Consider the following 24,023-nt stretch of genomic DNA (forward strand, 5'->3'; position numbering starts at 1 on the left):
ACCGGCGGCGGCTGGGCTAGAGCTGGTGCGCCGGGCACCACCACGTGGTGCGCCCGCCGACGGTCGAGCGCCTCAGCGGGGCGCCGTCCCGGGGGCATCGGCCGCCCGGCCGGCGGGCGGCCATGAGGTCTCCGGTGTGGGAGCCGCCGCGGCGGATGAGCATCCTGAGGGTCGCTCCGAGACCGCGGTGCAGCCTGCGGACCTCGTCGTCGTCGAGGCCGCCGGCGGGTCGCTGGGGCGCCAGGGCGCTTCGCCACAGCAGCTCGTCGGCGACCAGGTTGCCGACGCCCGCGAGCCTGGCCTGATCGAGGAGCCGAGCCTTGAGGGCCACGGCCGCGCCCGCCAGGGCAGCGCGCACCTCCGGGAGCGTCGCTCGGAGGGCGTCGGGACCGAGGCGGGCCTCGGCGGGGTCGAGCTCCACCCCGCCGAGACGGCGGGGATCGTGCATCCGCAGATCGCCACCGTCGTCGAAGCGCACCACGAAGCGATCCCACCGCTCGGCGGTGGCCGCGGGCGCGTACAGCAGCCGGTCGATGGCGCTGCGGCCGTCGACCAGCAGCCGTCCGCTCATCCCGAAGTGCAAGCCGACCGCCCGGGGGACCGGTCCCGGCCCGCCGGCGGGCGTCGTCTCCAGGTCCGCGAGCAGCAGCTTGCCCCGCCGCCGGGCCGACACCAGCGACGCCCCGATCAACGCCGAGCGGGCGTCGGCGGCGGTGAGGCCCCGCTTTAGGTACCAGGCGTCCTCGGCGTCCACCCCCACGATCCGCCGGTTCAGGCCGTGATCGGCCAGGAGCTGCCGGTACTGCTCGACCTCCGGCAGCTCAGGCACGCAGTGTGGCTGACTGTGCGGTGGCAGTGACGGTCAGGGTGGGCATCCAGGAGTACGCTAAATCCAATGGGGACGGTCGGCATGTCCCGCCGAGGGCCGGGTGACCGGGGCGCGGCGGCCGGGTGGGGGCCGTGACCGCCTCCGCCGACCGGGCCGAAGCCGTCCTGGCAGTGCTCAAGGGGGCGTCGAGCGAGTCGGTGGCGGCCGGCCTGGAGGTCGAACCAGAGCTGGTCGAGCGGTGGGTCGAGCTGTTCATCGAGGGCGGCCGGTTGCGCCTAGCCGGCCGGCTCGACCCGTCGTCGTTCGAAGCCCGAGACCGGTTCTTGGTGCTCATCGCCCACGAGTTCCGCACCCCGCTCACCACCATCGGCGGGTGGGTCGAGACGATGCTCTCCGACGAGCTGACCCCCGAGCTGCGCCAGCAAGGCATGGAGGTGATCCTCAAACAGGTCGCCCACCTGGAGCGCATCGCCAGCGATGCCCTGGACGCGGGCGCGGTCGCCCGGGGACAGCTGCGCCTCGTGGTCGGCCCGGTCAGGCTCCGGTCGCTGATCTGCGCCATTGCGGCGTCCGCCCGGGACGGCAACGTGAAGGTGGATGAGGGGGCGGAGGTGGAAATCGTCGCCGACGGCGCCCGCATGGAGCAGGTCATCGGCGACGTGGTGGCCCACGCAGTGCGGCTGGCGGCTGGCGGGCCGGTGGTGGCGACGATCGACGGCAGCCACCCGGCCCGGGTGACCGTCACCGTGTCGGTCGCCGGCCGGAGTCTGTCCTACCAGGAGGCGTCCGAGCTGTTCGAGCCCTACCGGCGAAGCGACACGTCGGTCGGGACCGGGCTGGGCCTGTTCCTCAGCCGGGCGCTGCTGGCGGCCCACGGCGGTGAGATCGGCCTGCGCTCCGGCAATCAGGGGACCGAGTTTTGGTTCCGGGTGCCCCGCTCCGGGCCGGACCCGGGGCCCCTGGTCGACACGACCTGACTTCCCCGTCCTGGGTCGGGCCGCTCACCTCGCCTGTCCCCTGCGGTCGCCCGCTCTATTCAGTCGCGGCCCGCGAGAGCCGCGGCGCGGGCGATCACGGCGTCGAGCATGGGCTCGGTCAGGCGCCCGGTGAAGGTGTTCTGCTGGCTGGGGTGGAACGAGCACACCACCTGCAAGCCGCCCGGCGCTGCGGCCTCCACGCCGTGGCCGAAACGGGGTCGGGGCCGGATACCGAGTCGGCGGCCGACGACGTCGTAGGCGAACTGGCCGAGCACGATCACCACCCGAACCCGCTCGAGCAGGGCCATCTCCCGGTCGAGCCACGGCAGGCAGCGGTCCCGCTCCTCGACGGTCGGCTTGTTGGCGGGCGGCGCGCAGCGCACCGCGGCGGCGACGTACACGTCCTCGAGGCGCAGCCCGTCGTCGAGGCTGACGCTGGTCGCCTGGTTGGCCAGCCCGGCCCGGAACAGCGCACCGAAGAGCCAGTCGCCCGACCGGTCACCGGTGAACACCCGGCCGGTCCGGTTGCCGCCGTGGGCCGCCGGCGCCAGGCCGACGATGAGGATCCGCGCGTCGGGGTCGCCGAAACCGGGGACCGGTAGGCCCCAGTACTCCTCGTCGCGGTACGCCGCCCGTCGGGTCGACGCCACCTCCTCCCTCCACGCGACCAGCCGGGGACAGGCCCGGCAGCCGACGATCTCGTCGCGGAGGGCGGCGAGCGCCGCCGGCTGGGATCTAGGCACGGTGTACACGGTAGGTTGACCGCCCGACATGGCGACATCCCCCAAACCCCGGCCTGCCCGCGCCAAACCGGCTCCTCCGACGCTGGTGTTGTTCGTGCGGCACGGGACCACGCCGACCACCGGCAAGGTCCTTCCGGGCCGAGCCCCCGGCCTCCACCTCGCCGACGCCGGCCGTGAGCAGGCCGAGGCGGTGGCCGAGCGGCTGGGGTCGTGGGCGCCGGGTAGCGGTCCGGGGATCGTGGCGGTGTACGCCAGCCCTCTGGAGCGCACCCGGGAGACCGCCAAGCCCATCGCCGCCCGGCTCGGCTTGAAGGTGACCGTCGAGCGGGGTCTGCTCGAGTGCGACTTCGGGGACTGGACCGGGAGGTCGTTGAAGGAGCTGATGAAATTGCCCGAGTGGACCACCGTCCAGCGCTATCCCAGCGGCTTCCGGTTCCCTTCGGGCGAGTCCTTCGCCGGCATGCAGACCCGAATGACCGACACCGTCGCGAAGCTCTGCGCCCGCCATCGCGGCGAGACCATCGTCGCGGTGTCCCACGCCGATCCGATCAAGGCTGCGGTGGCCGACGCGATGGGCACCCACCTCGACTTGTTCCAACGAGTCGTGATCTCCCCGTGCTCGGTTACCGCGGTGAGCTACGGACCGGCGGGACCCAGCGTGCTCGGGGTCAACTCGACACGGTCGCTCGACGAGCTGCGCCCGTCGTGACGACCTCGACCGCCCGGAGGTTGACAGGGCCGTGAGTTCATCGTTCGATCTTTCCGATCCCGACCGGGTAACCGTCGGCACCGTCGGGCCGGCCGGGGGCCGCACGTTCTACCTCCAGGCCCGCCAAGGCGACCGGCTGGTGACCCTCAAGCTCGAGAAGCAGCAGGTCGGCGCCCTCGCCGAGCTGCTCACCGAGCTGCTCTCGGACCTCCCCGACCCCGAAGAGGTGCCCGCCACCGACACCCTGGAGCTCGAGGAGCCGGTGCTCGCCGAATGGGCTGTGGGCAGTATGCAGCTGGCGTTCGACGCCGGCGCCGACCGGATCGTGCTGATCGCCGAGGAGGTGACCGTCGATTCGCCGGCCGCGGCCGGCGAAGAGGAGGCCATCAGCGATGACCCCGCCGAGGCCGACGGCGCCATCGGACGCCTGGCGTTGACCCGGGCGCAGGCCGCGGCGATCATCGCGCGGGGCGTCGAGCTGGTCAGCGCCGGAAGGCCGCCCTGCCCCTTCTGCGGGTACCCGATGGACCCCGCCGGACACTCGTGCCCGAAGACCAACGGACACCGGGCGCCGACGCTCTGAGCATCCTGGCCTCGGGGCAGCTCGAGGTGCAGGGGCGGATGCCGTGGAGCTCGAACGGCACGTACCTAACGGTCGTGGCGGCCGACAACGGCACGCTCGAGGCCATCTACAAGCCGGGTCACGCCGAGCGCCCGCTCTGGGACTTCCCCGACGGGCTGTACCGGCGGGAGGTCGCGGCCTACGAACTGGCGTGCCGCCTGGGCTGGGATCTGGTCCCCGAGACGGTCCTTCGCGACGACGGCCCCCTCGGCGCCGGGTCGCTGCAGCGCTTCGTGGCCGCCGACTTCGAGCAGCACTACTTCACGCTGCTCGAAGAGGAGGCCCATCACGACCAGCTGCGGCTGATGGCCGTGTTCGACGTGGTCGCCAACAACGCGGACCGCAAGGGCGGCCACTGCCTGATCGACGGCGCCGGCCACATCTGGGGCATCGACCACGGCCTGTGCTTCCACGAGAGCTTCAAGCTGCGCACCGTCATCTGGGACTTCGCCGGCGAGGAACTGGATGCGGCCACCCTCGACGCCTTGCGTGGCCTGATCGGTGACGGTCCCGGGCCGGCTCTCGAGCGACTGCTGAGCGCCACCGAGCTGGACGCCATGGAGCGCCGGGCCAGGGCACTGGTCCGGGCCGGCACGCTGCCCGAGCCCCGCTCCGAGCGCCCCTATCCCTGGCCCCTCGTGTAGGCAGCCGCCCTCGAGCCGCCCGTCCGGGCCGGAGACCGCTCAGGCCGGGGGACGAGGGTCGAAGATCTGCGCCAGGTAGTCGTTGCCCCACATCCCGTCGGGGTCTACCCGGCTGCGCTGGTCCTGCCACCTGGACCACTGCGGGTAGTGAGGGGCGAGGTCCGCCGCGCTGCGGGTGTGGAGCTTCCCCCAGTGGGGGCGTCCGTCGAGATTGACCATCACCTCCTCCACCAGGTCGAAGTAGCGCCGGTAGGGCATCCCCTGGAACTGATGAACCGCGACGTAGCACGAGTCCCGGCCGTGAGACGTCGACAACCACACCTCTTCGGCGGGGGCGAAGCGGACCTCGATGGGAAACGCCACCCGTAACGCCTCGCGTTCGATCAGATCCCGGATCCTGCCCAGCGCCTCCCCGGCCGCGGCGCGGGGCAGTGCGTACTCCATCTCCACGAAGGGGACCAGGCGGGGACTGGCGAAGATCCGGTAGCTGCGATCGACGATGTCCCGGTTTCCGCCGGCGGCCATCACCGGCGCCAGGCGCGGGGTCAGCTCAGGCCAGCGCCGCTCCACCCGGCACAGCCCACCGAACGCGACGTTCTCGAGCAGGACCCGGTCGGCGAACCGGCGCATCCGACCGCCGCGGGGTGCCTCGTCGCTGCGGTTGTTGCGCTTGGTGCGGGCTAGGTCTGTGTGGGGGACCCAGTAGAACTCGAAGTGGTCGTTGGCCGCGACGTCGTGGTCCAGCCCGGCCAGGACCCGCTCTAGGGGCTCGACCGCTTCTTGCGCCCGCAGGCTGAACGCGGGCACGGCCTGCAAGGTCACTGCGGTGATCACACCTAGGGCGCCCAGGCTGACCCGGGCGGCCTCGAACAGTTCGCGGTCGCGCTCCGGGGAGCAGGACCGAACCTCGCCGTCCGCGGTCACGATCTGCAGGCCGACCACTTGCGCGGCCAGGCTCCCGGCCGCCGCCCCGGTCCCGTGAGTTCCCGTCGCCAGCGCCCCGGCCAGGGACTGGGCGTCTATGTCGCCCAGGTTGGGGAGGGCCAGGCCGGCCGCCGCCAGCACCTTGTTGAGCCGAGCCAGCGTCATCCCCGCCTCGACGGTCGCCAAACCGGTGTCGGCGTCGACGTCGAGGACCCGGCAGTGGCGGCCGAGATGGATCGCCACGCCGTCGGTGACGGCGGCGCCGGTGAAGGAATGCCCGCTGCCGACGACCTTCGCCCGCCGACCGCTGGCGGCGGCCGCGCCCACGACGGACACGACGTCGTCGAGCGTGACCGGAGACGCGGTCGCGCCAGGCAGGCAGCGCTGCGTCCCGGCCCAGTTGCGCCACTCCTCGGCGGCCGGCGCGAGCGTCGCGCCGGTCGCCGAGGGGCGGCCGGCGCGACGTCGTGCGGGACGCAGCTGGGACAAGCCCGCTACGAGCGGGCCTTGAGCGCCTCGATGAGCTTGGGCAGCACCTTGTGGACGTCGCCCACGATCCCGAGGTCCGCGATCGAGAAGATCGGGGCTTCCTGGTCCTTGTTGATGGCGACGATGTTCTTGGAGTTCTTCATGCCCACCATGTGCTGGGTCGCCCCCGAGATGCCCGCCGCGATGTACACCGTCGGCTTGACCGTCTTGCCGGTCTGGCCCACCTGGTGCGAGTAGGGCACCCAGCCGGCGTCCACGATGGCCCGGGATGCACCGGCCGCGCCCTTGAGCAGCTTGGCCAGGTCCTCGATCATCGAGTACTTGTCCGCCTCGCCGAGGCCCCGGCCGCCGGAGACGACGACGGGGGCCTCGTCCAGCTTCGGGCCCTCGCTCTCCTCGACGTGGCGGTCGGTGATCTTGGCCCCGCCGGTCGCTCCGAGGTCGGGGACCTCCAGCGCGGAGACCGTCGCCGGGCCGCCGTCGCCGGCCTCGGCCGCGAACGACTTCGTGCGCACCACGTAGATGCCCGGGCCCTCGCCGGTGAAACGGGCCTTCAGCACCTCGGTCCCGCCGAAGATCGCGTGCTCGGTCACCAGACCGTCCCCGGCCTCTTCCAGGCCGACCACGTTGGTCAGCACCGGCCTGTCGATCTTCACCGACAGCCGGGCCGCGATGTCGCGCCCGTCGTAGTTGTGCGGAACCAGGATGGCGTCGGGCGCGTTACCGGCGCCGATCGCCGCGGCGAGGGCCGCAGCCACCGCGGGGCCCGGTAGGCCCCCGGCTAGATCGCCGACGTTGTGCAGCGTGGTCGCGCCGTAGCTGCCGACCTCCGCCGCGATGGCGTCGGCGTCGCCCCACGTCACACCCTCCACGGTGCCGCCGAGGCTGCGGGCCTTGGTGAGCAGCTCGAGGCTCAGCGGAGCGATCTTGTCGCCCTGCCGGTCGACGATGACCCAGATCTTGTTGACTGTCATGTTCGTTATTTCCTCTCGACCCTGTCGCTTGATCCGGACCCTCAGATGACCTTGATCTGCTCGAGGAAGGCCACGATCTTCTCGTAGCCGTCTCCCTCGTCCACCACGATCTCGCCGGCCTTGCGAGCCTCGGCGGGCTCCACCGACACGACCTCCTGGCGGGCCCCGGCGGCGCCCACCTGACCCGGTTCGAGACCGAGGTCAGTGACCTTGAGCTCCTCGACCGGCTTGCCCTTGGCCGCCATGATGCCCTTGAACGACGGGTAGCGAGGCTCGACGACGCCGGCGGTCACCGTCACCAGCGCCGGGAGCGACACCTCAACGCTGTCGTAGCCGGTCTCGGTCTGGCGGTCGACTTTGACCGTGCCGTCAGCCACCGCGACCTTCTTCGCGAAGCTGATCGACGGCCACCCGAGCACCTCGGCCACCTGCACCGGCGTGGTGCCGGTGTAACCGTCAGTGGACTCCGTCGCGGCTATGACCAAGTCGGGCTCGGCCCGCTTGATGGCCGCGGCCAGGACCTTCGCGGTGGAGAGGGCGTCGGAGCCGGCGAGGGCGTCGTCGCTCACCAGGATCGCCTTCGCTGCGCCCATGGCCAACGCGGTGCGCAGGCCGCTGGTCTCGCTGTGGGGAGCCATCGACACCAGGGTCACCTCGCCGCCCCCGGCTGCGTCGACCAGCTGGAGGGCCATCTCCACGCCGTACGCGTCGGAGTCGTCCAGGATCAACTTCCCGTCCCGGACGATCGTGTGGGTCTCGGACGTGAGCTTCCCGGGATTTGCCGGGTCGGGAATCTGCTTGACGCAGACGACGACGTTCATGGCGGAGATTCTTTCCCAGTCGTCGCGGTTTCCACCACTTCCCGTGATCCGGGGCCGGCCACCCCCGGCCGCTCCGCTGGCGACCGGGCCCAGAAACCGGCCGGGGCGGTGTAGCGTGGAGAGGTCCCTGCCTCGCCTCGGGCGAAGCGAGGCGCCCCTCCCTGAGGTGCCGGAGTACCGGAGGGTGTCTTGCGCCGGCGAGTAGAAGGAGCGTTACAGGTGGCGACGTCCGATGAGGTGCGCTTGGTCGTACCGGCCATGCCGGAATACCTACGCCTGGCGCGGGTGACCGCCGCTGGGCTGGCCAGCCGCCTCGGCTTCTCCTTCGACGAAGTCGAGGACCTGCGGCTGGCGATCGACGAGCTTTGCTACGGCCTGACCGGTAACACCGGACGGTCGGGGCGGGTCGAGGTGCGCTACCTAGTCGCCACCGACAGCCTGCTCATCGAGGGCGAGGGGCACTTCGAAAGCGCCGGCGCCACCGGCCCGGCGGCCACCAACGTGGCACTCTCCGAGTTGTCGCAGGTCATCCTGGCCGCCCTGGTCGACGAGCACGCCCTCACCGACGGTCCCGACGGTCCCCGCTTCCGGCTGGTCAAGCGCCGCCACACCGGGGACGGCAGCGGCGCCGAGCAGGGGAGCACGTCGGCTACATCATGAGCTTCCAGCCCGCACAGCGCGAGCAGCTGCGCGCCAAGTTCGTCGAGTTCGCCCGCACCGGGGACGTGACCCTCCGCGACGAGCTGGTCGCTGCCCACCTCGGCCTCGCCGAGTACCTGGCGCGCCGTTTCGCCAACCGGGGCGAGCCCCTCGACGACCTGGTGCAGGTCGCGTCGCTCGGCCTGCTCAAAGCCGTCGGCCGCTTCGACCCCGAACGGGGCGTCGAGTTCTCGACCTACGCCACCCACACCATCGTCGGCGAGCTGAAACGACACTTCCGTGACCGCGGGTGGGCGATTCGCGCCCCGCGACGCATGCAGGAGCTGTACCTCCGCCTCGGCAAGGTCGTCGCCACCCTCGGACAGGAGCTAGGCCGCTCACCGACCATCGCGGAGCTGGCGGCGGAAGTCGAGGTGTCCGAGGAAGAGGTCCTCGAAGCCCTCGAGGCGGGGCAGGCATACCGCTTCGCCTCCCTCGACGCGCCGGCCCCCGGCGACAGCGAGGGCGAGTCGCTGGCCACCCGGCTCGGCGAGGACGATCCTGCGCTTTTAGGCGCGGAGCACCGCGCCACCCTTTCCCCGCTCCTCAGCAGGCTGCCCGAGCGGGAGCAGATGATCCTCCACCTGCGATTCTTCGAGGGGCTCACCCAGTCGGAGATCGCCACCCGCCTCGGCATCTCACAGATGCACGTCTCGAGGCTCCTGGCTCGCAGCGTCGCGCAGCTGCGAGCCGCCGCCGAAGCGTCCTAAGGCTGCCGCGCCAGCACCGTGCGGCTCCTCTTCATAGTCAACGCCTCGGCCTCGTCGGTCACCGCCCGAGCCCGAGTCGTCATCCAAAAGGCCCTCTCAGCCGACCACCAGGTCACCGTCGCTGAGACCAGCCGGCGGGGACACGCCACCCGGTTGGCCCAGGGCGCGGCGGCCGACGGCGCCGACGTGGTGGTGGTGCTCGGAGGCGACGGGACCCTCAACGAGGCGGCCAACGGGCTGGCGGGAACCGCCACCGCCCTCGGCGTCCTCCCGGGCGGCTCGACCAACGTGTTCGCCCGCACCCTGGGGATGACCAACGACCCGATCGAGGCCACCGGGGAGCTGCTCGGCGCGCTCGGCCGGGGGTCGATCCGGCCCGTCGGCCTCGGCACGGTCAACGGCCGGGTGTTCCTCTTCCATGTCGGGTTCGGCTACGACGCCGCCGTGGTCGCCCAAGTCGAGCGGCGTGGGAGCCTGAAGCGCTACGCCGGTCACGCGCTTTTCCTCACCGCCGCGGTGAGCACCTGGTTCCGCCACTACGACCGGCGCCACCCGGCGTTCGGGCTGCGGGCCGAGCCTCGCGCCGCGACCGGCCCGGTCGACGAGCTCGACGACGGGTACTTCGGCATCTGCCTCAACACCAACCCATACACCTTCCTCGGGAACCGGCCGCTCAACGTCGCGCCCGGCACCGGCTTGGACTCCGGGCTGACCATGGTCACCCTGCGCCGGCTGGACATCCCAACGCTGTTGCCGCTCGTCGCCGGCGCCCTCCGGGGGCAGGGGGTGGAGGGCAGGCGGAACGTCGCGGTGTCCAGTGACCTGGCTCGCGTCAGCATCGAGGCCCACCACCCGCTCCCCTACCAGGTCGACGGGGACTACCTGGGGGAGGCGACCAGCTTCGATCTTCGCTATTGGGACGGAGCGATCCGCCTGGTCGTCCCCTGACCGCTCGGGCAGCGGCGCGGCTTCCGATACAGACTCCTCGACCTCTCGTCGCCTAGATGTGGCACAGGTCACAGACGAACTCCGGCGCAGGGTGCCATAACGCGCCTACCGTGGTAACCGCCGTTAGTGAACCTCGCTGACCAGCACCTTTCCTCGAATTTTTGGTCGAGAGGGGTTGCCAGGGGCGGAGCACAGCTTTACGCTGTTGCAACGCTGCGGTGAACGGACCAGTTTTTGTTACACCCACACGTGAACTGATTCACAATCTTCGCCAGGAGGCGGCCAGTGGCCCTTACTTGGAGCCGCAACATCGAATGGGACGTGGACGACTGGCGGGACAACGCATCCTGCCGGGATACCGACCCCGACCTGTTCTTCCCCATCGGGACCACCGGTCCGGCAATCGAGCAGATCGAGTCGGCCAAGCGGGTCTGCTGCGCCTGCGAAGCGCAGGAGGCGTGCCTGGAGTTCGCGTTGGCGACCAACCAGGAGTCCGGGATCTGGGGCGGCACCTCGGAGGAAGAGCGCCGCAAGCTGCGCAAGTCCTGGCTCGCCCGCCAGCGCCGCGCCAGCTGACCGCCTCGCCAGTCTCGGGACCGACCCCCGGCGGACACCCCCGGCGGACGCCTCACCGGCCGGTCAGAGCTTCTCGAGGTCCTCGGGGCTGTTGTCCACTGGGATGACCAGCTCGACGATCGTGCCCCCGTCGGTGCGCATGTTGATGGTGCCGCCGAGCTGCGATCCGACCAGGCTGCGCACGATCGACAGCCCCAGGCTGGCGGTGTCTTCGATCACGAATCCCGGCGGTAGGCCCACGCCGTTGTCGCGGACGGTCACCCGGAGACTGGTCGGCGTGCGCTCTAGGTCGACGGTGACTCTTATGGTCTTGATGTCGACGGTCGACCCTTCGGGGAACGCGTGCTCGGCGGCGTTTTGCAGCAGCTCGGTGATGACCACCGCCAACGGCGTGGCCAGCGCGGCTTGAAGTTCCCCGGTCTCCCCGGTCGTGGTGATGTGGACCGGTCGGTCGCTGCTCCCCAGGTCCTCCGCCATCCGTACCAGTGAGGGCAGGATGTCGTTGAAGTCGACCTCGTCGGTCGTGTCGCGCGACAGGATCTCGTGCACCAAGGCGATCGAGCGGACTCTGCGCTCCGACTCCTCGAGAGCGTGACGGGCCTCCCCTTGGGGCAGCCGGCGCGACTGCAGGCGCAGGAGCGACGAGATGGTCTGCAGGTTGTTCTTCACCCGGTGGTGGACCTCGCGGATGGCGGCATCTTTGGACAGCAGCAGCCGGTCTCTCCGGCGCAGCTCGCTGACGTCGCGTAGCAGCACCAACGCCCCGGTGATGTTGCCCTTGTCGAGCAGCGGCACGCAGCGGAACACCATCGAGTCGCTGCCCTCGGTGACCTCCTCGGTGGCGGGAAGGCGAGTTGCGAACGCCACCTTGACCGCGGACTGGTCCAGGCCGGCCTCGTCCAGGCTGACACCTTCGATCCCCGAGTAGATGCCGAGACGGTGGAGGGCGTTGACTGCGTTAGGCGACGCGTAGTCGACCCGGGCGCTGGCGTCGAGGACGAGGACCCCGTCGCCGACGCGGGGCATCTCGCTGGTGACCACCTCGTCGATCGGGAAGGGGAACTCCCCCGCCGCGATCATCCGGGCCAGCCGATCGAAGACCTCGACGTACACCCGCTCCAGCTCCCCCGGCCGGCGCCCCACCGACAGCGCCGACTCCCGGGTCATGAGCGCCACCAACTCGTCCTGCCACCGCACCGGGATCACCACCTGGCGTCCCCGCTCGTTGCGCGATGGGATCGACACCTCGCCCTCGACGACGCTCCCCAGCTGCCAGGCCCGAGCCAGCAGGGGTCGGTCGTCGACGCCCATCACCCGGCCCACCAGATCCTCGAGGTGCAGGGTCTGGTTGGTCGTCGGTCGGACCTGGCCCACGACGACGAAGCGGTCGTCGCTGCCGTCGACGGGCACGAACAAGAGGAGGTCGGCGAAGCACAGGTCCGACAGCGTTCCCCACGACCCGACCAGCCGCTGCAGGTGCGCGGTTACCGGCTGTTCCAGCTTGGTGTGCTCCCGGACCAACTCCGCCAGCGTCGCCAATGTGGTCTCTTTTCTCCGTCGTGTCAGCCGGGTGCGGGCGTCAGTCTCGCGCCGTCGCCGCGCGTCAACCCCAGATGGCCTCGCCCAAGCGCATCAGGCCGGCCAGGTCGTGGATGTCGTCGTCGAACTCGGGGACCGCGGCCACCACGTCCGGCATCTTCGCCAGGTCGCTGCGCTGGGCCGCCTCGCGCTGCGCGACCACCGAGAAGTTCTGGAAGTTGTCTCCCATCTCGGTCAGGACCCGGGCCACCTGGCTGGGGTCGGCGCCGATCACCGCCGCCAGCTCCCCGGCGAGGACGTCGGCCTCGGCGACCAGGCGCCCGGCCCGCAGGTGGGCGGCGTCGTCGAGGAGGTACGGGGGCAGGACCCGGTTGAGCACCAGCGCGCCCAGGTGCAGCTTCTTCGAGGACAGCACGTCGATGAAGAACTCCGCCTCGCGCACCGGCGCAGCCTCCAGGGTCGAGATGACCATGAACGTGGTGCGGTTGTCGCGCAGCAGCCGCTCGACGGCCCGAGCCCGCGTCACGAACCCCGAGTACATGGTCTGGAACAAGATGAAGAACTCGGCGATGTCGGCCAGGAACTGCGAGCCGAGGATCCGGTCGGCGACCTGGTAGAACGGCCGGGACGCCATGTTGACCACCCGGCTGCGGTAGGGGACGATCAGCAGCCGCAGAAGCCGCGACGAGAAGAACTCCGCCATGCGAGCCGGCGCCTCGATGAAGTCGACCGCGTTGCGCGTCGGCGGGGTGTCGACGACGATCAGGTCGAAGCGGCCCTCCGAGTGGATCTCGTAGAGGCGCTCCATGGCGATGTAGTCGTGGCTCTGCACGAACTTGCCGGAGATGTTCTGATATAGCGGGTTCTCGAGGATCCGGTCCCGGGTGTCGGCGTCGGGGGCGTGCCGGCGGACCAGCGCGTCCCAGCTCTGCTTGGTGTCGAGCATGGCGGCCCACAGCTCGCCTCGTGGTTGCACGCCGGCCGCGGCGAACGCCGAGGCGGGGACTCGCTTCTCCGAGTTGCCAAAACCGCTCAGCCCGAGCGCGTTGGCCAACCGTTTCGCGGGGTCGACGGTGACGACGAGGACCTTGCCGCCGTGATGCACCGCTGCCATGGCCGCGGCCGCAGCCGCGGTGGTCGTTTTCCCCACCCCTCCCGAACCGCAGGCGATGGCGATCTCCTTGGACGCCAGCAGCGAGTCGATCGACCCGGCCCGATCGGCCATCTAGTACCCGAGCTCCGCGGAGAGGGCCTCGGCCACCTGCCGGGTGGCCCGCAGCCCGTGGGAACGGAAGAACAGGTACGGCACGTAAAGCATCGGCACCTTGCCGTCGACCGCGCCGCGGAGGCGCTCGAGGTGCTCGGTGCGGCTGCGGCGCATGGTCACCGTCAGCCGGGCGGCGTCGAGCAGCGGCCGGGCCGGGCCGCCGAGCGCTCGGTCAAGGAACTCGGCCGCTGGACGCTCCTCCAGCTGGTCGAAGATGTCCTCTTCGCCCCGCGAGAACAGCTCCGGCAGGACTCGGTTGACGACCACCGCGGCCAGATCCACGTTGGTTTCTGCTGCCACCCGGTCGCGAAGCTCCAGGGTCTCGCTGACCGGCATCTCCGCCGGGATGGCCACGATCACCAGCCCGGTCTGCAGCGGATCCCCGAGGATGTCGAGCATCCAACCGGTCTGCTGGCGGACCAGGCCGACTTGCACCAGCTCGTTGATCGCTTGAGGGGCGGCCAACTGGCTGACTATGTGTCCGCTCGCCGCGGCGTCGACGATCACGATGTCGTAGTGGCGCTCGCGCACCTCCCAGCACAGCTTGCCGACGGTGACGATCTCCTTGACCCCGGGCGCGGCCGACGCGACGAAGTCGAACATCTTCGCCAGCGGGCCGACCCTGGCGACGAGCGGCAGCTTCAGCTGCAGGGCCAGGTACTGGCGAAGCGACGCCTCGGTGTCCATCGACATCGCCCACAGGCGCGGCGAGATCTCCCGCTCCTCGAAGCGGGTGGGCCCGGTCTCGTAGAAGTCGGCCAGGTTGCCCTTCGCATCGACCTCGCAGACCAACGTCTTCTTGCCCCGGTCGGCCGCGAGCGACGCCAGCGCGGCGGCGACGGTCGTCTTGCCGACGCCGCCCTTACCGGTGACGAAAAGGAGCTTCCGGTCGAGGAGGTCGACCGCCACGTCCGGCGAGCTGCTCAGTGAACGACGGACCCGAAGCCGACGCGCCGGTCGTCGCCCTTGGCGTCGATCTCGATGTAGGCGACCTTGGCCGCCGGCACCCCGACCCGCCGGCCCCGCCGGTCGGTCAGCCACAAAACGGCCGTCTCCGAGCCGAGGGTCTCCTCTATCTGCTTCGAGAGGGCATCGGCGTCGGTACCGTCGGGGAGCTCGAGATCGATCTCCTTCGGGGTGTTGGTGACCCCTATGCGCACATCCACGTTCCTGGTTCTCCCTGTCTTCGGCTGCACGGTGTTCGCCGACACGTTCCTGAGCTGCACTGCCGTCGGCTCGCCTGACTGTCGTCAGCGTGCGGGCCCACTGTAGGGACTCGCGGTCCCTAGACGGGAGTGCAGGCGCTCAGCGGACGGCTCGCGCTCTGGCCGGCGGGGCCGCCGGCGAGTACCGAGCGACGAGGCGTGCTCCCACCTCGGCCAGTTCGAGGCGCAGCTCGTCGGGCTCGATCACCTCGACGGTGTCGCCGAAGCAGGCCAGCTCCGAGGCCAGCGACATGACGCTGTGGCCTCGGACCTCTATGTCGACCCGGCCGTCGGCGCCGGCCGGCCCGATCTGCACCCGGGTCCCGAACTGGGCCCGGCACCGCCAGAGCACGCACGCCTCGGCCAACGCCCGTGCCCGGACTGGGCTCCGGCGCTGGTCGATCTCCTCGGTGATCGACCGCCACGCCTCCCGCATGTCGAAGCCATCGGGGCGGACCACCTTCTCGCCCGTCGGGTGGACCGCCTCGATGCGATCCACCCGGAAGGTGCGCTGCCCGGCATCGGTCCCCGCGACCAGGTACCAGGTCTCGCCCTTGGCGGCCAGCCCCAGCGGGTGCACCACCCGGCTGGTCGCGGTCCGGGTCCGGTCGATGTAGTCGAGGCGGACCTGCGTTCCGGTCACGACCGCTTGCTGCACTGCGTCGAGCAAGGGAGGCGGCGGTCGCACGCCGGCCGCCCGACCCCACCCGGCGCGGTCGACCACGACCGCGCTCGTCGTGGCTTCGGCTTCCTCCCGGAACGGCTCGGGGAGTGCGTGGACCAGCTTGCGCAGCGCCGCCTTCACCTCGGGCGTGGCCGACGACGCCGGGCCGGCTACCAGGAACAAGGCTCGGGCCTCGGGACCGGTGAGACCGCTCAGATCGGTCCGGCCGCGCCCGGCCAGGCGCCAGCCACCGCCCTTCCCCTGCTGCGAGTAGACCGGGATGCCGGCCATGCCCAGCGCGTCGAGGTCGCGCCGGGCGGTGCGGGGCGACACCTCCAGCTCCCGGGCGACCTCCGCGGCGGTGACATGGCCGCGCGCCTGGAGCAGGAGCAGGGTGGCGACGAGCCGGTCGGCGCGCATCGGCGCGAGTCTCGCGCGCCGGCGCCGGGTGGCTGCCGTCGAACCCCTGCTTCGAGGTCCAGTTGGCCACGCCCCTCGGTGGAGAGCTGGACGTCGGAGCGCGGCGGCGAGGCCAGCGCCGTCGGGACGCCGGCCCCTCACTGCGAGTCGCGCTCGATGTCCAGTCCGCCACCGCAGGCGGTGTTGAAGTGGCCGTCGGCGCCACGCCGGCACTCCGTGACGCGCCACGCCGGCGCTCCGTGACCAGCCGCCGGCGCGCTCGTGACCAGCCGCCGGCCTAGCCGGCGTCGACTGCTACAGGGAGACGGGCCGGGTCCCACCCGAGGTCGGCCACCGCAGTGCGGAAGGCGAATCGATCGGTCATCCCGCCGACGTAGGTCACCGCTGCTCGCAGCGCCGCCTCGCTGCCCGCCCTCGCGGCGCCACCGTCAGCCCTCGCTCCGGGCAGGCGCCCCGGGTGATCCGCGAAGTGCTCCACGAGCGCGCGCAGCACCGCGATCACCGCGCTGGCCTGGGCCACCGACGCCGGGCGCATGTAGATGTGGCGGTAGTTCGCGGCTCGCATCTGGGCCAACGCCTCGGCGGTATCGGCATCCATGCTCACGTGCCCGTCGCGGGCGGTGCTCGTCACCACGGCCCGGACGAAGGTGTCGAGTTGCTCACGGCGGGTCTCGCCGCATCGCAGCAACACGTCGGCGGGGAGTACGCCGGGGTCGACGATGCCGGCAGCGACGGCGTCCTCGAAGTCGTGGCAGACGTACGCGATGCGGTCGGCCCAGCTCACCACCTCCCCCTCGGCTGTCATCGGGGCCGGGCGCGACCACGAGTGGCACCGGACGCCGTCGAGCGTCTCAGCGCACAGGTTGAGGCCGGCCAGGACCACGTCTGCGCCCCACACCGCGTGGTCGTACCCCTCGGCGACGTACGGTCCGAGGGCGTCCTCGCTGGCGTGGCCGCCGGGCCCGTGGCCGCAGTCGTGGCCAAGGGCGATGGCCTCGACCAGGGCCACGTTGAGGCGGAGGGCCCTGGCGATTGCGGTGGCCACCTGGGCGACCTCGAGAGCGTGGGTCAGACGGGTGCGTTGATGGTCGGCGGGGTGCACGAACACCTGGGTCTTGCCGGCCAGCCGCCTGAACGCCGCCGAGTGCAGGATGCGATCGCGGTCCCGCTCGAAGCAGGTCCGCCAGTCGTCGGGCTCCTCTTCGACGGCCCGCCGGCCGGCGCCGATCGCCCGGCTGGCGCCGGCGGCCAGCGCCGCGTCCTCCGCCGCCTCCCGCTCCTCGCGCCCGAGCATGAAAGGCGCGCCGACGCCGGGGGTGGGGTCGCTGTGGGCCCGACGAACCGCGCCAGCGGTGGTGCCGGCCATGGTCGCCGCCCACTGCTCGGCCCGCCTCGAGCCGAGAGCCGCGGCGTGCGATCCGACGGGGGCGGGGTCCATATCCCTCACGGTACCGACGGCCAGCGACCATGCCCGATCATCCAACCCAGCCCGATCACCCAACCCAGCCCGATCACCCAACCCAGCCCGATCACCCAACCCAGCCCGATCACCCAACCCAGCCCGATCACCCAACCCAGCCCGATCACGCGGGCCGTCCGATCATCCCGCCAGGTCCCGTCGCCGTTGGGTCCAAAGGGAATGGACGGCCGCGCAGATCCGCTCCGGCGACGAGCGCGAGGTGAAGTCGAGCAACCACCACCCCACCGTCGCCAGATCGGCTCGCCGATCGCTGTCGGCGTCGAAGCGACTGCGCGAGCCGTGGTATTCGTAGCCGTTCCAGTCGACCGCGATGCGCTCTGCGACGATCGCCCGGTCCGGGCGGTAGGTGCCTCCCGGCGTCACGATCTCGTACTGGCGCACCGCCGGCGGCAGCCCCCAGGCTTCCCAGCGGTTGTCCATCGTCCGCTCCCACGCGCTGTCACCGGGGTCGTAGCCCGGGAGCCGGTCGGCGAGGACTTCCTCTAGCCGCCCGGCGCCTAGCGGACGCCGGCCGCTGACCCCGACCGAAAGGCCGTCCACATGCCGGCGCAACTGCTCCAGCCCGATGACGCGAAGGCGCAGCGCCTCGTCGGTGAGGCGCCCCAATCGGGCTACGTCCACGGTCCCGGCGAGATCCGTCAGGGTCCTTGGAACGGTGGTCACGGGGATCAGGAGGCGGGTGGTGCGCTCCGCGGGAGGCACCTCCCGGTAGTGGACCCGCGCCCCTCTCATGCGAACCCTGCCGCCCGAGAGGTGGATCCCGCCCGTCCCTCTCGCATCGTCCAGTCCCCACAGCCGGACCGCGCTGTGGGAGGAGGCGACCAGCCTTCCCCGGCTGGCCAGCACCGCGGCCATCAGCCTTACCTCCCAGGTCACGTGGATGCCCGCCAGCCGATATACGCCACGCCGGACCGGCACCAGCCGTCCCTCCGCAACCCAGCGATCGACCTGCCGGCGGCTCAACCCCAGGCCGCACAGCTGCCAGATGGTCACCAGGCCCAGCTGAGCGGCGCCGAGGCCGTCCACCTGGTGGCCTGGGGTCGGGCTCATGTCATCAATTTACATGAAAACTACTCGAACATGAGCAAATCCCTGGTGGCAGGACCTGTCCCTTTTCGACGTCCACTTCCCCACGGAGCTCGGTGGGGAACTGGACATCGAGCTGGGCGGCGCCGCAAGTCGGCCCCCGGGCGGCGCCGCGAGTCGGCCCCGGGCGCCGGCCGAACCGGGCGGATCGGGCGCAGGCCGAACCGGGCCGGGTACAGGCGTGCGCCGGCCGTTGCCTTCCGGGGTCTCAAGGGGCAAGCTGAGGTATGAGCAAATCCGACGAGGGAGCCCACGCCGAGCTGCTGGCCCGGCACGCAAAGGTGATGCCTTCGTGGCTGTCGCTGTACTACGAGGAGCCCATCGAGTTGGTGTCGGGTCAGGGGCGGCATGTGACCGACGCTGAGGGCCGGACCTACCTGGACTTCTTCGGCGGGATCCTCACGACGATGACCGGGCACGCGGTGCCGGAGGTGGTCGACGCCATCCGCACCCAAGCCGGGAGGATGGTTCACACCTCGACGCTCTACCTGATCCGCCCGATGGTCGAGCTGGCCGAGCGGATCGCTGGTTTGTCCGCCATCCCCGACGCCAAGGTGTTCCTGGTGAACTCCGGTACCGAGGCCAACGACACCGCCCTCCAGCTGACCTGTACCGCCCGCCAGTCCAACCAGGTGCTGGCCCTGCGCAACAGCTACCACGGACGTTCGTTCGCCTCCATGGCGATCACCGGCATCCGCTCGTGGTCGTCGTCGTCGCTGACGCCAGTCGACGTTCACTACGTCCACGGCGGTTACCGCTACCGGAGCCCCTTCGGCCATCTCCCCGACGAGGAGTTCGCGCGCGCGGCCGCAGACGACCTGCGCGACATCCTCGAGACCGCGACCGCTGGCGACGTGGCGTGCCTCATCGCCGAGCCGATCCAGGGTGTCGGCGGGTTCATCACCCCTCCCGACGGGTTCTTCGCTCCGATGAAGGCGGTGGCCGACGAGTACGGGGTCCTCTGGGTGTCCGACGAGGTCCAGACCGGATGGGGCCGCACCGGCGAGCATTTCTGGGGATACCAGGCCCACGGCATCACGCCGGATCTCCTCACGTTCGCGAAGGGAATCGGCAACGGGTTGGCCATCGGCGGGGTAGTCGGGCGCGGCGAACTGATCGACTCAGTCCACGCCAACTCCATCTCGACCTTCGGCGGCAACCCCCTTGCGACCGCCGGCGCGTTGGCCAACCTCGAGTACCTCTTGAGCCAGGATCTGCAGGGCAACGCCCTGGCCCGTGGTCGCCAGCTGATGGACCACCTTGCCCCGCTGGTCGACAAGTTCCCGATTGTGGGGGAAGTGCGGGGCAAGGGCTTGATGATCGGCATCGAGCTCGTCGAGGCGGGCAGCGACGGTGCAACCCCCGGGAGGCCGGCGCCGGCCAAGGCCGGCGCGGTGTTGGAAGCGGCCCGAGACCGGGGTTTGCTGGTGGGCAAAGGCGGGATCAAGGGGAACGTGTTGCGCCTGGCCCCTCCCCTGTCGCTCACCGCAGAAGAGGCCGATGAGGGCGCAGCCATGCTCATCGACGCCATCGCCGCCGCGAGCTGACAGCCACCCACCGACAGCCACCCAGCTGGGAGCCCACTGACATCCACTGACAACCACTGACAAATACCCCACTGACAGCCACCCAGCTGAGAGTCCCGCTACCGAGACGCCTGCGAGCCCCGTAGAAGTCAACCGACTGGAGGACCATTGAGCGAGATCGTCCGTGCTGCACTCATCCAGGCATCGTGGACCGGGGACAAGTCCACGATGATCGAATCCAACGTGGCCATGGCCCGGGAGGCCGCCTCTGCGGGAGCCCAGGTCGCGTGCTTCCAGGAGTTGTTCTACGGCCCGTACTTCTGCCAGGTGCAGGACTCGCAGTTCTTCTCCTACACCGAGGGGATCCCTGACGGCGAGACCACCCGCCTCATGTGCGAGGTGGCCGCGGAGACGGGGATGGTGCTGGTCGTCCCCATGTACGAGGAGGAGCAGCCGGGCGTCTATTACAACACCGCCGCGGTCATCGACGCCGACGGGCGGTACCTGGGCAAGTACCGCAAGCATCACCTGCCGCAGGTGAAAGGATTCTGGGAGAAGTACTACTTCCGGCCCGGCAACCTGGGCTACCCGGTGTTCCAGACCGCGGTGGGCCCGATCGGCGTGTACATCTGCTACGACCGGCACTTCCCGGAGGGCTGGCGGGCATTGGGACTCGGCGGGGCCCGCATCGTGTTCAACCCGTCGGCTACCAGCCGGGGGTTGTCGTCGTACCTGTGGCAGCTGGAGCAGCCGGCAGCGGCGGTGGCCAACGAGTTCTTCGTCGGCGCGATCAACCGGGTCGGCACCGAGCCGCTCGGCGACAACGACTTCTACGGCACCACCTATTTCGCTGATCCGCGCGGCCAGATCGTCGGCGGTGCGGCGTCGGACACCAAAGACGAGGTCGTGGTGCGCGACCTCGACATGGAAATGATCACCGAGGTCCGCCAGCTGTGGCAGTTCTACCGGGACCGCCGGCCCGAGAGCTACGGCCAGCTGGTCGAGCCGTGAGCCGCGTCCTCGTCGCCGGCGGGACGGTGGTGGGGGCCGAAGGGTCGGTGCGCGCCGACGTGCTCGTCGACGGGGAGACCATCGTGGCTCTGCTGGCGCCGGGAACCGAGCTGGCGGCCGCGGCAGCGGCCGGCGCGGAGCGGACCGTCGACGCCACAGGCAAGCTGGTGCTGCCGGGCGGCATCGACGTGCACACCCACATGGAGATGCCGTTCGGGGGCACCTTCTCTCACGACACGTTCGAGACCGGCACCGTCGCCGCTGCTTGGGGGGGTACCACCACCATCGTCGACTTCGCCATCCAGTCCAAGGGCTCGACGCTCGGGGCGGCGCTCGACGCCTGGCACGCGAAGGCCGACGGCAATTGCGCGGTGGACTACGGGTTCCACATGATCGTGTCGGATGTCAACGACACCACGTTGAAAGAAATGGACACGATGCTCGGCGAGGGCATCAGCAGCTTCAAGCTGTTCATGGCTTACCCCGGGGTCTTCTACTCGACCGACGGCGAAATACTCCAGGCCATGCAAAAGGCGGCCGACACCGGCGCCACGATCATGATGCACGCCGAGAACGGCATCGCCATAGACGTGCTGGTGGCCCAAGCTTTGGCTCGGGGCCACACCGATCCCCGCTTTCACGGCGTGACCCGCCCGTCGGCTCTGGAGGGAGAGGCGACGTTCCGGGCGATCCAGCTGGCGAAGGTGGCCGGGTCGCCGGTGTATTTCGTGCACTTGTCGGCGACCGAGGCACTCGTCGAGGTTGCTCGGGCCCGCGCCGACAACGGGAACGTGTGGGCCGAGACCTGCCCCCAATACTTGTACCTGACCGACGACGCGATGGAGGGCCCCGGTTTCGAAGGGTCCAAGTACGTGTGCTCGCCGCCGATCCGTCCGGCCGGTCACGGCGCCCACCTGTGGCGGGGGCTGGCGACCGAGACGCTGTCGGTCGTGTCGACCGACCACTGCCCGTTCTGCTTCAAGGAGCAAAAGGAGCTCGGCGTCGGCGACTTCTCCAAGATCCCAAACGGCCTTCCCGGCGTCGAGCACCGGATGAACTTGATCCACGCGGGCGTGGCGGCCGGCCACCTCTCGACCGAGCGGTTCGTCGAGCTGACCGCGGCGGCGCCGGCCAGGCTGTTCGGGATGTATCCGCGCAAAGGCGTGGTGGCTCCCGGCTCCGACGCCGACATTGTCGTCTATGACCCAGCCGCTACCGACACTATTTCTGCGACTACCCACCACATGAACGTGGACTATTCCGCCTTCGAAGGCCAGACGGTCACCGGACGGGTCGACACCGTGCTGTCGCGGGGCTCGTTCGTCATCGACGGGGGCCGCTTCGTCGGGCGGGCCGGTCACGGACGTTTCGTGCGCCGCGGACTCAACCAGATGCTGCGCTGATGGGTATCGACGTCGGCGTGGTCCTGCAGACCGACCCGCCGGCCAGCGCGGTCGTCGAGCGGGCGGTGGCCGCCGAGGCCGCCGGTTTCAGCCACGTCTGGACCTTCGATTCGGTGGTGCTGTGGCAGGAGCCGTTCGTGATCTTCTCGCAGATCCTCGCCCGCACGGAGCGGGTGACGGTGGGACCGATGGTCACCAACCCGGTGACCCGAGACTGGTCAGTGACGGCATCGCTTTTCGCCACCCTCAACTCGATGTTCGGGCCGCGGACGGTGTGCGGCATCGGCAGAGGCGACTCTGCGGTCCGGGTGATCGGCGGGCGTCCAGCCACGTTGGGCATGTTGCGCGACAGCGTGATCGCGATCCGGGACCTGGCCAACGGCCGGGCCGTCCAGGCGGACGGCAAGGAAGTCGCGATCCCGTGGGCGTCCGACACCGGGATCGAAGTGTGGGTCGCAGCGTACGGTCCGAAGGCGCTGGCCGTCGCCGGGTCAGTCGGTGACGGGCTGATCCTGCAACTGGCCGACCCGTACCTGGTGGAGTGGTCGATCAAGACCGCGAGGGACGCCGCGGCGGCTGCCGGACGGGACCCCGACTCGTTGAAGGTGTGCGTGGCCGCTCCCGCCTACATCGGCACCGACCTGGCCCACCAACGCGACCAAGTACGGTGGTTCGGGGGCATGGTCGGCAACCACGTGGCCGATCTGGTGGCCCGGTACGGAGCGCAGTCGGGGTCGGTTCCCGCTGCCCTCACCGACTACATCGCGGGGCGGCACGGATACGACTACGCCCATCACGGGCGGGCCGGCAACCCGAGCACCGACTTCGTGCCCGACGACGTGATCGACCGGTTCTGTCTCCTCGGCCCGGCCCCGGCGCACGTGGCCCGACTGCAGGAGCTGGCCGCGCTCGGTGCTGACCAGTTCGCGCTGTACCTGATGCACGACCAGGCCGGCCCGACCCTGGAGGCCTACGGGCGCGACGTCATCCCTGCGGTGGCCGGTCCCGGCTGAGTCGCGCCGGGTCTCGACGCGGGCGTGGCCGGGCGTGCCACCATGGGGCGCCGTGGACATCGCCCGCACCCGCGCCGGCATCGCCGGCATCATCGACCACACTCTGCTCGCTCCCGAGTCGACCGACGCTCAGGTGGCCTCGCTGTGCCTGGAGGCCATCGACCTCGAGGTGGCAGCGGTGTGCATCAACGCGACCCGGCTGCCGCTCAGCGTTCAGCTGCCCCCGGGTCTGCAAGTCGCCGCCGTGGTCGGGTTCCCGTCCGGGGCGCACCCGACGTCGGTCAAGGTGGTCGAGGCGGAGGCGGTGGTCGCCGGCGGCGCCACCGAGGTGGACGTGGTGGTCGACCTGGCCGCCGCGGTCAGCGGCGACTGGGCGGCCGTCGCCCGGGAGCTGACAGCCATCCGCGCCGCGATCGGGCCGGCGGTCACGATCAAGGCGATCCTCGAGACCGCCCTGCTCACCCCCGCGGCCATCGCAGAGGGATGCCGGGCCGTGGAGGACGCCGGCGGCGACTTCGTGAAGACCTCCAGCGGCTTCCACCCCGCGGGCGGGGCGTCGGTGGAGGCCGTCGAGGTGATGGCCGCGACCGTCGGCGGCCGCCTCGGGATCAAGGCGGCCGGCGGTATCCGCACCGCGGAGACCGCCCTGCGGATGGTCGATGCCGGCGCCACCCGGCTGGGTTGCTCGGCTTCCGCCGCCGTCCTGGCCGGCCTCCCGGCCTGAGGGACAAGCCGGCCTCCCGG

26 protein-coding genes are annotated in these 24,023 nt (G+C 70.7%); 13 read left to right on the top strand and 13 right to left on the bottom strand.

Annotated elements, in window-relative coordinates; all coding sequences use genetic code 11:
- Positions 1-16: 16 nt before the first annotated feature.
- Positions 17-829, bottom strand: a complete 813-nt coding sequence (locus K6U06_RS15630) for a DNA-formamidopyrimidine glycosylase family protein (protein WP_262322883.1) — start codon at positions 827-829, stop codon at positions 17-19.
- Between the two features lie 131 nt (positions 830-960).
- Between K6U06_RS15630 and K6U06_RS15635 the strand changes: the two genes are divergently transcribed.
- Complete coding sequence (locus tag K6U06_RS15635) at positions 961-1,806, top strand: sensor histidine kinase (protein ID WP_262322884.1); 846 nt, start codon at positions 961-963, stop codon at positions 1,804-1,806.
- 59 nt (positions 1,807-1,865) lie between these two features.
- Here K6U06_RS15635 and K6U06_RS15640 read toward each other — a convergent pair whose 3' ends face one another.
- A complete protein-coding gene (locus tag K6U06_RS15640; protein WP_410051055.1) occupies positions 1,866-2,579 on the bottom strand; it encodes a uracil-DNA glycosylase in 714 nt (237 codons plus the stop codon).
- On the opposite strand from K6U06_RS15640, the gene K6U06_RS15645 reads away from it, so the two are divergent.
- The 3 genes from K6U06_RS15645 to K6U06_RS15655 are packed head-to-tail and all read left to right on the top strand — an operon-like array spanning position 2,578 to position 4,524.
- On the top strand, positions 2,578-3,258 hold the full coding sequence (locus K6U06_RS15645) for an MSMEG_4193 family putative phosphomutase (RefSeq protein ID WP_262322886.1): 681 nt from the start codon (positions 2,578-2,580) through the stop codon (positions 3,256-3,258). The genes K6U06_RS15640 and K6U06_RS15645 overlap by 2 nt on opposite strands.
- 31 nt (positions 3,259-3,289) lie before the next feature.
- Positions 3,290-3,841 (top strand): DUF3090 family protein, encoded by a 552-nt coding sequence (locus K6U06_RS15650; protein WP_262322887.1) that lies wholly within the window; start codon positions 3,290-3,292, stop codon positions 3,839-3,841.
- Positions 3,802-4,524 (top strand): SCO1664 family protein, encoded by a 723-nt coding sequence (locus tag K6U06_RS15655; protein ID WP_262322888.1) that lies wholly within the window; start codon positions 3,802-3,804, stop codon positions 4,522-4,524. The genes K6U06_RS15650 and K6U06_RS15655 overlap by 40 nt, the downstream gene beginning before the upstream one ends.
- A gap of 39 nt (positions 4,525-4,563) precedes the next feature.
- Here the strand turns inward: K6U06_RS15655 and K6U06_RS15660 are convergent, their stop codons facing one another.
- Genes K6U06_RS15660 through K6U06_RS15670 form a run of 3 tightly spaced genes read right to left on the bottom strand, consistent with a single transcriptional unit; the run spans position 4,564 to position 7,732 of the window.
- Complete coding sequence (locus tag K6U06_RS15660; RefSeq protein WP_262322889.1) at positions 4,564-5,937, bottom strand: D-arabinono-1,4-lactone oxidase; 1,374 nt, start codon at positions 5,935-5,937, stop codon at positions 4,564-4,566.
- Positions 5,938-5,942: 5 nt separating this feature from the next.
- Complete coding sequence (locus K6U06_RS15665; protein WP_262322890.1) at positions 5,943-6,911, bottom strand: electron transfer flavoprotein subunit alpha/FixB family protein; 969 nt, start codon at positions 6,909-6,911, stop codon at positions 5,943-5,945.
- Positions 6,912-6,952: 41 nt separating this feature from the next.
- Complete coding sequence (locus K6U06_RS15670) at positions 6,953-7,732, bottom strand: electron transfer flavoprotein subunit beta/FixA family protein (RefSeq protein ID WP_262322891.1); 780 nt, start codon at positions 7,730-7,732, stop codon at positions 6,953-6,955.
- Between the two features lie 219 nt (positions 7,733-7,951).
- Between K6U06_RS15670 and K6U06_RS15675 the strand changes: the two genes are divergently transcribed.
- From K6U06_RS15675 to K6U06_RS15690, 4 genes are all read left to right on the top strand, one after another.
- Positions 7,952-8,392, top strand: a complete 441-nt coding sequence (locus K6U06_RS15675) for an ATP-binding protein (protein WP_262322892.1) — start codon at positions 7,952-7,954, stop codon at positions 8,390-8,392.
- A complete protein-coding gene (locus K6U06_RS15680) occupies positions 8,389-9,141 on the top strand; it encodes a SigB/SigF/SigG family RNA polymerase sigma factor (protein WP_262322893.1) in 753 nt (250 codons plus the stop codon). The genes K6U06_RS15675 and K6U06_RS15680 overlap by 4 nt, the downstream gene beginning before the upstream one ends.
- A gap of 18 nt (positions 9,142-9,159) precedes the next feature.
- Positions 9,160-10,089, top strand: a complete 930-nt coding sequence (locus K6U06_RS15685; protein ID WP_262322894.1) for a diacylglycerol/lipid kinase family protein — start codon at positions 9,160-9,162, stop codon at positions 10,087-10,089.
- A gap of 321 nt (positions 10,090-10,410) precedes the next feature.
- Positions 10,411-10,665: a WhiB family transcriptional regulator gene (locus tag K6U06_RS15690; protein ID WP_262323029.1), complete on the top strand. Its 255-nt coding sequence runs from the start codon at positions 10,411-10,413 to the stop codon at positions 10,663-10,665.
- Between the two features lie 63 nt (positions 10,666-10,728).
- On the opposite strand, the gene K6U06_RS15695 is transcribed toward K6U06_RS15690, so the two are convergent.
- From K6U06_RS15695 to K6U06_RS15730, 8 genes are all read right to left on the bottom strand, one after another.
- Positions 10,729-12,204, bottom strand: coding sequence for a sensor histidine kinase (locus tag K6U06_RS15695; RefSeq protein ID WP_262322895.1), 1,476 nt, complete (start codon positions 12,202-12,204; stop codon positions 10,729-10,731).
- A 64-nt stretch (positions 12,205-12,268) separates the two neighbouring features.
- Positions 12,269-13,429, bottom strand: coding sequence for an ArsA family ATPase (locus K6U06_RS15700; RefSeq protein ID WP_262322896.1), 1,161 nt, complete (start codon positions 13,427-13,429; stop codon positions 12,269-12,271).
- Positions 13,430-14,380: an ArsA family ATPase gene (locus K6U06_RS15705; RefSeq protein ID WP_262322897.1), complete on the bottom strand. Its 951-nt coding sequence runs from the start codon at positions 14,378-14,380 to the stop codon at positions 13,430-13,432.
- A gap of 14 nt (positions 14,381-14,394) precedes the next feature.
- A complete protein-coding gene (locus tag K6U06_RS15710; RefSeq protein ID WP_262322898.1) occupies positions 14,395-14,637 on the bottom strand; it encodes a DUF3107 domain-containing protein in 243 nt (80 codons plus the stop codon).
- 139 nt (positions 14,638-14,776) lie between these two features.
- Complete coding sequence (locus tag K6U06_RS15715) at positions 14,777-15,760, bottom strand: helix-turn-helix transcriptional regulator (protein ID WP_262322899.1); 984 nt, start codon at positions 15,758-15,760, stop codon at positions 14,777-14,779.
- Between the two features lie 277 nt (positions 15,761-16,037).
- Positions 16,038-17,126 carry an HD domain-containing protein gene (locus K6U06_RS15720; RefSeq protein WP_410051063.1) on the bottom strand — a complete coding sequence of 363 codons (1,089 nt, stop codon included), beginning with the start codon at positions 17,124-17,126 and terminating at the stop codon, positions 16,038-16,040.
- A 77-nt stretch (positions 17,127-17,203) separates the two neighbouring features.
- Positions 17,204-17,347, bottom strand: a complete 144-nt coding sequence (locus K6U06_RS15725; RefSeq protein ID WP_262322901.1) for a hypothetical protein — start codon at positions 17,345-17,347, stop codon at positions 17,204-17,206.
- A 13-nt stretch (positions 17,348-17,360) separates the two neighbouring features.
- Complete coding sequence (locus K6U06_RS15730; protein WP_262322902.1) at positions 17,361-18,290, bottom strand: type IV toxin-antitoxin system AbiEi family antitoxin domain-containing protein; 930 nt, start codon at positions 18,288-18,290, stop codon at positions 17,361-17,363.
- A 263-nt stretch (positions 18,291-18,553) separates the two neighbouring features.
- On the opposite strand from K6U06_RS15730, the gene K6U06_RS15735 reads away from it, so the two are divergent.
- The 5 genes from K6U06_RS15735 (at position 18,554) to deoC (ending at position 24,003) form a co-directional block, all read left to right on the top strand.
- Positions 18,554-19,873 carry an aspartate aminotransferase family protein gene (locus K6U06_RS15735; protein ID WP_262322903.1) on the top strand — a complete coding sequence of 440 codons (1,320 nt, stop codon included), beginning with the start codon at positions 18,554-18,556 and terminating at the stop codon, positions 19,871-19,873.
- 147 nt (positions 19,874-20,020) lie between these two features.
- Entirely contained in the window at positions 20,021-20,863 is an 843-nt protein-coding gene (locus tag K6U06_RS15740; RefSeq protein WP_262322904.1) for a nitrilase-related carbon-nitrogen hydrolase, read from the top strand.
- Positions 20,860-22,266, top strand: a complete 1,407-nt coding sequence (gene hydA / locus K6U06_RS15745) for a dihydropyrimidinase (protein WP_262322905.1) — start codon at positions 20,860-20,862, stop codon at positions 22,264-22,266. Before K6U06_RS15740 ends, hydA begins: the two co-directional genes overlap by 4 nt.
- 5 nt (positions 22,267-22,271) lie before the next feature.
- A complete protein-coding gene (locus K6U06_RS15750) occupies positions 22,272-23,279 on the top strand; it encodes a TIGR03842 family LLM class F420-dependent oxidoreductase (RefSeq protein ID WP_410051064.1) in 1,008 nt (335 codons plus the stop codon).
- Positions 23,280-23,331: 52 nt separating this feature from the next.
- Positions 23,332-24,003: a deoxyribose-phosphate aldolase gene (deoC, locus tag K6U06_RS15755; RefSeq protein WP_262322907.1), complete on the top strand. Its 672-nt coding sequence runs from the start codon at positions 23,332-23,334 to the stop codon at positions 24,001-24,003.
- Positions 24,004-24,023: the final 20 nt, after the last annotated feature.

Source organism: Acidiferrimicrobium sp. IK, from assembly GCF_025499425.1.
Taxonomy (GTDB): domain Bacteria; phylum Actinomycetota; class Acidimicrobiia; order Acidimicrobiales; family Palsa-688; genus Acidiferrimicrobium.

Excerpts from the sequence above, each read along its gene's own strand:
- K6U06_RS15645 (WP_262322886.1), top strand. The coding sequence starts at position 2,578 with ATGGCGACATCCCCCAAACCCCGGCCTGCCCGCGCCAAACCGGCTCCT.
- K6U06_RS15640 (WP_410051055.1), bottom strand. The coding sequence starts at position 2,579 with ATGTCGGGCGGTCAACCTACCGTGTACACCGTGCCTAGATCCCAGCCG.
- K6U06_RS15665 (WP_262322890.1), bottom strand. The coding sequence starts at position 6,911 with ATGACAGTCAACAAGATCTGGGTCATCGTCGACCGGCAGGGCGACAAG.
- K6U06_RS15670 (WP_262322891.1), bottom strand. The coding sequence starts at position 7,732 with ATGAACGTCGTCGTCTGCGTCAAGCAGATTCCCGACCCGGCAAATCCC.
- K6U06_RS15680 (WP_262322893.1), top strand. The coding sequence starts at position 8,389 with ATGAGCTTCCAGCCCGCACAGCGCGAGCAGCTGCGCGCCAAGTTCGTC.
- K6U06_RS15700 (WP_262322896.1), bottom strand. The coding sequence starts at position 13,429 with ATGGCCGATCGGGCCGGGTCGATCGACTCGCTGCTGGCGTCCAAGGAG.
- K6U06_RS15715 (WP_262322899.1), bottom strand. The coding sequence starts at position 15,760 with ATGCGCGCCGACCGGCTCGTCGCCACCCTGCTCCTGCTCCAGGCGCGC.
- K6U06_RS15720 (WP_410051063.1), bottom strand. The coding sequence starts at position 17,126 with ATGGCCGGCACCACCGCTGGCGCGGTTCGTCGGGCCCACAGCGACCCC.
- K6U06_RS15730 (WP_262322902.1), bottom strand. The coding sequence starts at position 18,290 with ATGAGCCCGACCCCAGGCCACCAGGTGGACGGCCTCGGCGCCGCTCAG.
- K6U06_RS15735 (WP_262322903.1), top strand. The coding sequence starts at position 18,554 with ATGAGCAAATCCGACGAGGGAGCCCACGCCGAGCTGCTGGCCCGGCAC.